This window comes from Enhygromyxa salina (assembly GCF_002994635.1).
Classification (GTDB): domain Bacteria; phylum Myxococcota_A; class Polyangia; order Nannocystales; family Nannocystaceae; genus Plesiocystis; species Plesiocystis salina_B.
Genome location: NZ_PVNL01000091.1, coordinates 1 through 8,558, shown reverse-complemented (window position 1 = coordinate 8,558; position 8,558 = coordinate 1). Strand labels below are relative to the sequence as shown.

At 68.4% G+C, this 8,558-nt stretch carries 9 protein-coding genes; 1 reads left to right on the top strand and 8 read right to left on the bottom strand.

Annotated elements, in window-relative coordinates; genetic code table 11:
* Positions 1 to 124 precede the first annotated feature (124 nt).
* The gene (locus tag ENSA7_RS22425) at positions 125 to 499 is read left to right on the top strand and encodes a LuxR C-terminal-related transcriptional regulator (RefSeq protein WP_106091371.1); all 375 of its coding nucleotides are present in this window, start codon (positions 125 to 127) and stop codon (positions 497 to 499) included.
* 36 nt (positions 500 to 535) lie between these two features.
* Here ENSA7_RS22425 and ENSA7_RS22420 read toward each other — a convergent pair whose 3' ends face one another.
* From ENSA7_RS22420 to ENSA7_RS22385, 8 genes are all read right to left on the bottom strand, one after another.
* On the bottom strand, positions 536 to 1,900 hold the full coding sequence (locus ENSA7_RS22420; RefSeq protein ID WP_106091370.1) for a M20/M25/M40 family metallo-hydrolase: 1,365 nt from the start codon (positions 1,898 to 1,900) through the stop codon (positions 536 to 538).
* A 115-nt stretch (positions 1,901 to 2,015) separates the two neighbouring features.
* Positions 2,016 to 2,474 carry a F0F1 ATP synthase subunit delta/epsilon gene (locus ENSA7_RS22415; protein WP_106091369.1) on the bottom strand — a complete coding sequence of 153 codons (459 nt, stop codon included), beginning with the start codon at positions 2,472 to 2,474 and terminating at the stop codon, positions 2,016 to 2,018.
* Between the two features lie 2 nt (positions 2,475 to 2,476).
* The gene (gene atpD, locus ENSA7_RS22410; protein WP_106091368.1) at positions 2,477 to 4,075 is read right to left on the bottom strand and encodes a F0F1 ATP synthase subunit beta; all 1,599 of its coding nucleotides are present in this window, start codon (positions 4,073 to 4,075) and stop codon (positions 2,477 to 2,479) included.
* Positions 4,076 to 4,096: 21 nt separating this feature from the next.
* Complete coding sequence (gene atpG, locus ENSA7_RS22405; RefSeq protein ID WP_106091367.1) at positions 4,097 to 5,137, bottom strand: ATP synthase F1 subunit gamma; 1,041 nt, start codon at positions 5,135 to 5,137, stop codon at positions 4,097 to 4,099.
* A gap of 28 nt (positions 5,138 to 5,165) precedes the next feature.
* On the bottom strand, positions 5,166 to 6,701 hold the full coding sequence (gene atpA, locus ENSA7_RS22400) for a F0F1 ATP synthase subunit alpha (protein ID WP_106091366.1): 1,536 nt from the start codon (positions 6,699 to 6,701) through the stop codon (positions 5,166 to 5,168).
* Positions 6,702 to 6,716: 15 nt separating this feature from the next.
* Positions 6,717 to 7,280, bottom strand: coding sequence for an ATP synthase F1 subunit delta (gene atpH, locus ENSA7_RS22395; RefSeq protein WP_106091365.1), 564 nt, complete (start codon positions 7,278 to 7,280; stop codon positions 6,717 to 6,719).
* Entirely contained in the window at positions 7,280 to 7,996 is a 717-nt protein-coding gene (locus tag ENSA7_RS22390) for a F0F1 ATP synthase subunit B (RefSeq protein ID WP_106091364.1), read from the bottom strand. The genes atpH and ENSA7_RS22390 overlap by 1 nt, the downstream gene beginning before the upstream one ends.
* Positions 7,993 to 8,460, bottom strand: coding sequence for a F0F1 ATP synthase subunit B (locus ENSA7_RS22385; protein ID WP_181234004.1), 468 nt, complete (start codon positions 8,458 to 8,460; stop codon positions 7,993 to 7,995). Before ENSA7_RS22385 ends, ENSA7_RS22390 begins: the two co-directional genes overlap by 4 nt.
* Between the last annotated feature and the right edge of the window lie 98 nt (positions 8,461 to 8,558).

The window sequence follows — 8,558 nt, the reverse complement described above, 5'->3', positions numbered from 1 at the left end:
CCCCGGCCTCAGAGCCAGTCTTGGAGGTGACCCCAACCCCCCACCGTCACGCCAGGGGCGACACCCGTCGGTGGCACTGGCGTCCCTGACGGTTCGCCCACCCGACCCACATATTGGATCGCAGATGAACCCCGCCGCGCACACCGAGACTCGCCCCGCCGCCCGTCGTCCGCTCCGCCGTCATGGCTCGCGCAGCCAGTTTCGCCCGACCTCGTCGGTCGACCGGGTGCCCAGCGACATGGCCGTCGAGCTGCTGACGCGGATCATCGAGGGGCTCGGCCGCGCGTTCCCGCTGAGCGCCCGCGAGCGCGAGCTGCTGCGCCACTTCCTGTTCGGCCACGACGCCGCGGCCACCGGTGAGCGACTGGGGATCCGCGAGACCTCGGTGCACAAGCACCTGCATCGGATCTACGCCAAGAGCGGCACCAACAATCGCCGCGGCCTGCTGCAGCACGGCCTGCGCCTGGCCAACCGCGCTCAGCTCGGGTCAGGCTTCTGAGCCGCTCGCGGGCACCTGTGGAAGCGACACAAACGCTCAGCCCACGAGATGGGCGAAGGTATGCACGTAGGAGGCGATGCCGCCCTTGGCCTGGCGCCAGTCAAAGCTCTCGTTGGGCGCGTGATAGCAGTGCTCGGGCAGGCTCAGGGGCAGGAAGTGGATCGGCACCCCGAGCACGCGGGCCATCTGCGGCACCGCGCCGATCGAGCCGCCCTCACGCACCAGCGCAGGCTCGCGGCCGAACCCCTGGGTCATGCCGTGGACGATCGCCTCGTGGACGGGGCCGGTGATGTGGCCGCGGTAGGGCTCGAAGCTGCCGAGCTCGGCAACCTCGACCGCGGGATTGAACGCCTGCACGAACGAGGTCAGACGGTCGAGCAGCACGCGCGGGTTCTGGTTGGGGACCAGTCGGAAGCTGGCCTTGAGCTCGCCGGTGGCGGGGATCGTGCTCTTGATCCCAGGGCCGGTGTAGCCGCCGACGAGGCCGTGGATCTCGAAGGTCGGCCGCGCCCACAGCCGCAGCATCATCTCGAGGGGGACGTCGCTCTCGAGCTGCTCGAGTCGGTGCGACTTGCGGAAGTACTGGGCGTCAAAGCCGGTGCGCAGGTAGCTCTCGACCTCTTCTTGCGAGGGCGGGAGCGCGTCGAGTCGCCAGAATTCTGCGTCGCCGATCGCCGAGGCCAGGTTCGCCAGCTCGCGCAACGGGTTGCGTGCGACGCCGCCGGTCAGGCCCGAGTGGGTCTCGGCCGCGCCGGTCCGCAGGCTCAGCGAGACGAGCAGGCCGCCGCGAAGCCCGGTGGAGATCGCCGGGTGTCCGGCGCTCGGCCAGATCGTGTCGGACACGATCACGGCGTCCGCGGCCAGCAGCTGCTTGCGAGCCTCGAGGATCTCGCCAAAGTTGGGGCTGCCGATCTCTTCTTCGGTCTCCCACAGCAGCACGACCTCGATCGGCAGCTCGTGGCGGGCCACCCACTCGGCCGCCCGCAGGGCACACAGCGCGGGGCCCTTGTCGTCGGTGGTGCCGCGGCCCATGTACACGACCTCGCGGTCTTGGTCCTCGCGCACCTCGAACCGGAACGGGTCGTCCTGCTCCCAATTCTCGGCCGTCGCGGGCTGCACGTCCAGGTGGTTGTAGACGACGATCCGTGCCTTGGGAGCGCCGTGACCCGGCGGCGAGAACCGAGCGATCAGGGCCGGGGTGCCAGCGCTGGGGACGATCTCGACCTCGGCCCCCGACTCTCGCATCAGCGCGGCGGCGACCTCGACACCAGCCAGGATTGGCCCCTTGTCGGTGACACCGGGACTGATGGTTGCCTGCTCCACCAGGGTCCGCAGGGAGGCGCGGAACCACGGTTCAGACTCGGACACAAATGCGGGTAGATCAGCGAGGACGTCGGACATGGAAGCTAGCTGGCGCCTTCATATCACGACTCCCTCGCCACCCGTGGGGTAAACCGCCACGCCTGTGGAGGCGCGTTTTGCTGCGGTGTTTCTGCGATCCGCACCGGGCGCGCGCTCAGCCCTGCGCAGCGCGCAGCTGGGCGTCGAGCCATGCGCGCCGAGCGTTGAGCTCGAGCACGGTCGCGTCTTGAATCGACGCCTTCGCGTGCTCCTGCAGCTCGCGCGTGACCTCTTCATGATCGCTGCGCGTGGCCTCGAGCTCGACCTCCCACGAGCGTAGCGCACGCTCGGTCAAGATCGTGACGACGCCCGCCTCGGAGACTTCGAGGAAGCCAGAGCCAACGGCGAGGCGGCGATCATCGCCGTTGAAACGAAACCGAACCACGCCCGGGACGACCGGGGTCAGGAACGGGATATGGCGCGGGCGCACGCCCATCTCGCCGAGCGCCGCGGGCAGCTCGACACCCTCGACCTCGATCGGCCCTTGGTCGCTGCCGGGCTTGCCACCCTCGACCAGGCGCAGATCCACGCGCCCGTCGGGGGTCAAGATGTCGAGCTGGAGCAACTCGGCCATGGTTAGCTGGCCTTCTTCTCGGCGGCGAGCTTCGCGGCGGTCTCGTCGAGCAGCCGCTTGTGATGGGCGGTGACCTCGTCGATCCCGCCCTTCATGTAGAAGCAGACCTCGGGCACGTCGTCGTGCTTGCCCTCGAGGATCTCCTCGAACGAGTCGACGGTCTGCTCGCGGGTCAGCTGGCGGCCGTCGGCGCCGGTGAAGACCTTGGCCACGTCGAACGGCTGGCTGAGGAACTTCTGGATCTTGCGCGCGCGCGCGACCAGGACCTTGTCCTCTTCCGAGAGCTCGTCCATGCCGAGGATCTTGATGATGTCCTGCAGCTCCTTGTACTTCTGCAGGACCCGCTGGACCTCGCGGGCGATGTTGTAGTGACGATCGCCGACGACCTCGGGGGTCAAGATCGTGCTCGACGAGTCGAGCGGATCGACGGCCGGGTAGATGCCGATCTCGGTCAGCGCGCGGTTGAGCACCGTGGTCGCGTCGAGGTGAGCGAAGGTCGTGGCGGGGGCCGGGTCCGTGAGGTCGTCGGCCGGCACGTAGATCGCCTGCACCGAGGTGACCGAGCCGTTTTGAGTGGTGGTGATCCGCTCTTGCAGCGCGCCCATCTCGGTCGAGAGGGTCGGCTGGTAGCCGACGGCGCTGGGGATCCGCCCGAGCAGCGCCGAGACCTCGGAGCCGGCCTGGGTGAACCGGAAGATGTTGTCGACGAACAACATCACGTCCTGGTTGAGCTCGTCGCGGAAGTACTCGGCCTGGGTCAGCGCCGACAGGGCCACGCGGGCGCGAGCGCCGGGCGGCTCGTTCATCTGGCCGAACACCAGCGAGACCTTGGACCGCTCGGGGTCGACGTTGGTGACCACGTGGGTGTCCTCGTCGACGTCGGCCTTGATTACATCCGAGTCGATCATCTCGAAGTAGAGATCGTTGCCCTCGCGGGTGCGCTCGCCGACCCCGGCGAACACCGAGAAGCCACCGTGGGTCTTGCCGACGTTGTTGATCAGCTCCTGCAAGAGCACGGTCTTGCCGACGCCAGCGCCGCCGAACAGGCCGATCTTGCCGCCGCGGCGATACGGCGCGAGCAGGTCGATGACCTTGATGCCGGTCACGAACGGCTCGACCTTGACGCTCTGCTCGACGAACAGCGGGGCCTTGCGGTGGATCGGGCGGAACTCGGTCGCGCCGATCGGGCCCTGCTCGTCGACGGGATCGCCGACGACGTTCATGATCCGGCCGAGCACGCACCTGCCGACGGGCATCATGATCGGCGCCCCGGTGTCGCGGACTTCCATGCCGCGGACCAGGCCGTCGGTGGTGTCCATCGCGATCGCACGGACCGAGCGCTCACCGAGGTGCATCGCAACCTCGGCGGTGAGGTTGTTCTCCTTGTCGCTGATCGACGGGTTGGTGACGTGCAGCGCGTTGTTGATCTCGGGCAGCTCGCCGTCGAACTCGACGTCGATGACCGGGCCGATGACCTGGGTGATGCGGCCGAGCCGAACCGGGCCCGTGGGCGCTGCGGCGCTCGGCTGGGCGCCACCGGAGGGGCTGGGCGAGCTCGAGAGCGGCGGCGAGAACAGCGAGTTCTTGTTGTCGTTCGACATTGGATTTCTCCGGGGGTCCACTCAGGACTTGAGGGCTTCGGCGCCGCCAATGATCTCCATCAGCTCACTGGTGATGGCAGCCTGGCGTTCGCGGTTGTACTGCAGCGTGAGCTCGCCGATTAGCTCGGTGGCGTTGTCGGTCGCCGAGTCCATCGCAGTTCGGCGGGCGGCGACTTCGGCGGCGACGGAGTTGTAGAGCGCCTGCTGGATCGCGGTCTCGACTGCCACGGGCAGCAGGTGATCCAGCAGCTGTTTGGTGTCGGGCTCGAACGCACGGATCGCGTTGGTCACCGCGGCGCGGGGCTGACCGTCGCCGGCTTTGGCCTGATCCTTTGACGGATCGCCCGACTCGTCCGACTCGGGGATCGGCACGGGGAGCAGCCGGTCCGCGCGCACCTCTTGCGTGATCACGTTGCGGAAGTAGTTGAAGACCAGCCGGACCTCGTCAACCTTGACGGTCGGCTTGGGCTCACCGGCCTCGTCGCTGGTGTCCGCGGCCGCCCCCTCGGGCGTGAAGGTGCCTGCGAACAGCGCCATGGCCTCGAATGCGACCCGCTTGGCGGTGTCGACGACCTCTTCGGACTTGGTCGGCGCGACGTGATGCGCGAGCGCGACTTGCCCGTAGGTCTTGAGGTACGCCCGGCCCTTGCGGCCGACCGTGAGGACGTGGACGTCGCGGCCTTGCTCGCGCAGGGCCTTGATCTCGCGCTGGACCTGGCGGTTCACGGCGGAGTTGAAGCCGCCGCACAGCCCGCGTTCGGAGGTGACGACGATGAAGCCGACCGCGCCCGGCTTGGTCGGCGTGCCCGGCATCACCAGGTGGGTGGCCGGAGCCGGCCCGCCCGCGCCGCGCAGCATCGGGTGCATCGCGGCCGGGTCGTCGAGCTCGCGCAAGATCTCGCCGACGATCGCCGCCATGCGGACCCCGTACTGACGCGCGTTCTCCATCGCCGTCTGCGCGCGACGCAGACGCGCGGCCGCGATCCGGCTCATCGCCGAGGTGATCTTGCGCGTGCTCTTGACCGTGCCGATGCGGTTGCGGATTTCCTTGAGGTTGGCCATGGCTAGGAGTCGGGAGCTAGCGGGTTGCTCACTCGGGCTTGTTGATGGCCGACGGCTTCCACTGATCCCGGAACTTGATGATCGCGGCCTCGAGCGCCTCGTCGGCGGCGATCATGTCCGGCTTTTTCTCAGCCTTGCGGATGTCGTCGAGCAACGCCGAGCGCTCGGCCTTCATCCACGCGTGGAGGTCGGCCTCGAACGGGCGGATGTGCGGGACGGGCAGCCCGTCGAGCAAGCCCTTGGTCCCGGCGAACACCGTGACGACCTGCAGGGCCACGTCGAGCGGCTGATACTGCGACTGCTTGAGCAGCTCGACCAGCCGCTCGCCGCGAGCGAGCTGGGCCCGGGTCTCGGCGTCGAGGTCCGAGGCGAACTGGGCGAAGGCCTCGAGCTCGCGGTACTGGGCCAAGGTGGTGCGCAGCGGCCCAGCGTGGCGCCGCATCATCTGAATCTGGGCCGAGCCCCCGACCCGCGAGACCGACAGACCGACGTTGATCGCCGGCCGCACGCCGCGGTGGAACAGGTTGTTCTCGAGGAAGATCTGCCCGTCGGTGATCGAGATGACGTTGGTCGGGATGTAGGCCGAGACGTCGCCGGCCTGGGTCTCGATGATCGGCAGCGCCGTCAGCGAGCCGCCACCTTCTTTGTCGGACAGCTTGCAGGCCCGCTCGAGCAGGCGACTGTGCAGGTAGAACACGTCGCCGGGGTAGGCCTCGCGTCCGGGCGGGCGGCGCAGCAGCAGCGACAGCTGCCGGTAGGCCACGGCCTGCTTCGAGAGGTCGTCGTAGATCAGCAGCGCGTGGCCGCCCTTGTTGAGGAAGTACTCGCCGATCGTGACGCCGGTGTAGGGCGCCAGGAACTGCAAGGGCGCGGACTCCGAGCTGCCGGCGACGACCACGATCGTGTAGTCCATCGCGTTCTCGCGGCGCAGACGCTCGACGACCGAGGCGACGGTCGACTGCTTCTGACCGATCGCCACGTACACGCAGACCATGTTCTGGCCCTTTTGATTGATGATCGCGTCGATCGCGATGGCGGTCTTGCCGGTCTGGCGGTCGCCGATGATCAGCTCGCGCTGGCCACGGCCGACCGGGACCATGGAGTCAATCGCCTTGAGGCCGGTGAGCATCGGCTCGTGGACCGACTTGCGCGCGATGATGCCGGGCGCCTTGACCTCGACCGGGCTGGACTGGGCGGTCTTGATCTCGCCGAGGCCGTCGATGGCCTCGCCGAGGGCGTTGACGACCCGGCCCTTGAGCTCCTCGCCGACCGGCACCGACATGATCGCGCCGCTGCGCTTGACGGTGTCACCCTCGCGGATGAGGTGGTCGTTGCCGAGCAACGCCACGCCGACGTTGCCTTCTTCGAGGTTGAGGACCATGCCCCGCACACCGTGCGGGAAGTCGAGCATCTCGCCGGCCATGGCCTTGGACAGGCCGTAGACCCGGGCGATGCCGTCGCCCACGGTCAGGACCGTGCCGGTCTCTTCGACGGTGGTCGAGGTGTCGTGGCCCTGGATCTGCTCGCTGATGATGCGGCTGATTTCGTCGGCTCGGATTTCCATCTGTAGGGTCGCGTCCTATCCGCGCAGGTTGCCGCGGAGCTTGTCGAGAGAGGTCCGCACGCTGCGGTCGAGGGTGTAGCTGCCCACGTGGGCGACGAGGCCACCGATGAGCTCGGTGTCGACCTCGGTTTCGAGCAGGACCTGCTTGCCGGTTGCCGTCTCGAGCGCCTTCTTGATGCGCCCGGTGGTGGTCGGGTCGACCGCGGTAGCGGTCTTGACCGTGGCCCGGATCCGACCCGCGAGCTCGTCGACGAGATCGCGGTAGTGCAGGTAGATCTGCGCGATGCCGCTGATGCGGCCGCGCTCGAGCACCAGCTCGAGGAATTTCTTGACGTTGGGGTCGGCCCCGATCCGCCCGAGCACCGCGTGCAAGATTGCCCGACGGTTGGCGAGGGTGTGGTGACCAGCGGCGAGCACCTTGATCAGGTCGCGCTCGCCCGAGGGATCGTTGGCGTCGTGGGTCTTGCAGGCCGCGTAGAAGTCCCCGAGGTTCTGCAGGTACTTGTCGCGCTGCGTGGGGCTGGGCGCGAGCTGGATCAGAGCTCGGGCGTAGCGCTTGGCCAGGCTTCCGCTGATCATTAGTTTGCTCCCCCGCTGGCAGACGTCTGACCGATGCGTGCGGCGGTCACCTCTTCGACCCAGGCGTCGACCAGTCGACGTTGGTCGGGGCCGCCAAAGCTGGCTCGGATCGCGGCCTCGGCCCGGCTCATGGCCTGGTCGACGATCTCGCGCTCGAGCTCGACGCGGAACCGGGCGGCTTCGCGCTCGGCCGCGCGGGTCGCCGCGAGCTTGATCTTCTCGGCTTGCTCGCCGGCTTCGACCAGGATCCGAGCGTGCTCGGCCTCGGCGCTGAGCTTGGCGTGCTCGCGGATCTCGACGATCTCGGACTCGAGCGCGGCCAGCTTGGTCTCGTACTCGAGGACCAGCGCCTCGGCCTCGGCGCGAGCTTTTGTGGCGCGCTCGAGCTCAAGCCGGATCACGTCGCTGGCCTCGGCGTTGCTGCGTCGCAGGCTGCGAAACAGCAGCTTGTTGAGGACCAGCATCAAGACCACGAAGTTGATCAGGATGATGATGAAGCCAGTGCGGCCATCCTCACCTGGCCCACCCAGGAACCCGTCGCCGAGCCACTTGATGCCGCCGGCGTGCTCGGCCCCATGCGCGGCCCCGTGCGCTGCTTCCGGCCCAGCCTCCGCCCCTTCAGGGTGGGGCGGGCTGGCGAGCGCGGCCCCGAGCGGAGCCAGCCACACCAAGACGAACGCGGCGACGCCGAGCGTACGCTTGCGAATCGCGCTCATGCTGACCTCCCAAGGATCTGCTGGGCGATCTCGTCGGCCAGCGTGCTCACCCGACCGCCGAGCTCCCCGCGGGCCTGCTCGGTCTCCCTCGCCAGGGTCAGCTTGCGGGCTTCGAGCGCCTCGCTGGCTGCGGTCCGGGCGACGGCGACGATCTGCGCCTCCTCGACCTCGGCCTCACGGCGGCGGTCGGAGCGGAGCGCGATCGCCTCGTCCCGAGCTTTGGACAGGCGCTCGTCGTACTCCAGGCTGGACTGCTGGGCCTGCGTGCGCAGCTGAGCCGCGTCGGCCAGCGCGCCGCCGATCTGTTGGGCCCGCCGCGCCTTGACCTCGAGCCACGGCTTGAACAGCAGCGAGTTCAGCACGATGAACAGGACCAGGAACAGGATCGCCTGAAGAAAGACAGTGTTGTCGATGTCGACGACCGGCAGCGACTCGGAGGCGACGAGGAGCGCGGTATTGGTCATGGTGGTCCGGCGCCTTCCCGAAATGTCTTCGGGTGGACGGCGGCTGGCAGGTAGCATGTGGGAGAACCGGCGTCAACGGAGGTTCGCCCCCCGGCGCC

Coding starts and splice junctions, on each gene's coding strand:
- ENSA7_RS22385 (WP_181234004.1), bottom strand. CDS start 8,460: ATGACCAATACCGCGCTCCTCGTCGCCTCCGAGTCGCTGCCGGTCGTC.
- atpG (WP_106091367.1), bottom strand. CDS start 5,137: ATGGCCAACCTCAAGGAAATCCGCAACCGCATCGGCACGGTCAAGAGC.
- ENSA7_RS22390 (WP_106091364.1), bottom strand. CDS start 7,996: ATGAGCGCGATTCGCAAGCGTACGCTCGGCGTCGCCGCGTTCGTCTTG.
- ENSA7_RS22415 (WP_106091369.1), bottom strand. CDS start 2,474: ATGGCCGAGTTGCTCCAGCTCGACATCTTGACCCCCGACGGGCGCGTG.
- atpD (WP_106091368.1), bottom strand. CDS start 4,075: ATGTCGAACGACAACAAGAACTCGCTGTTCTCGCCGCCGCTCTCGAGC.
- atpH (WP_106091365.1), bottom strand. CDS start 7,280: ATGATCAGCGGAAGCCTGGCCAAGCGCTACGCCCGAGCTCTGATCCAG.
- ENSA7_RS22420 (WP_106091370.1), bottom strand. CDS start 1,900: ATGTCCGACGTCCTCGCTGATCTACCCGCATTTGTGTCCGAGTCTGAA.
- atpA (WP_106091366.1), bottom strand. CDS start 6,701: ATGGAAATCCGAGCCGACGAAATCAGCCGCATCATCAGCGAGCAGATC.
- ENSA7_RS22425 (WP_106091371.1), top strand. CDS start 125: ATGAACCCCGCCGCGCACACCGAGACTCGCCCCGCCGCCCGTCGTCCG.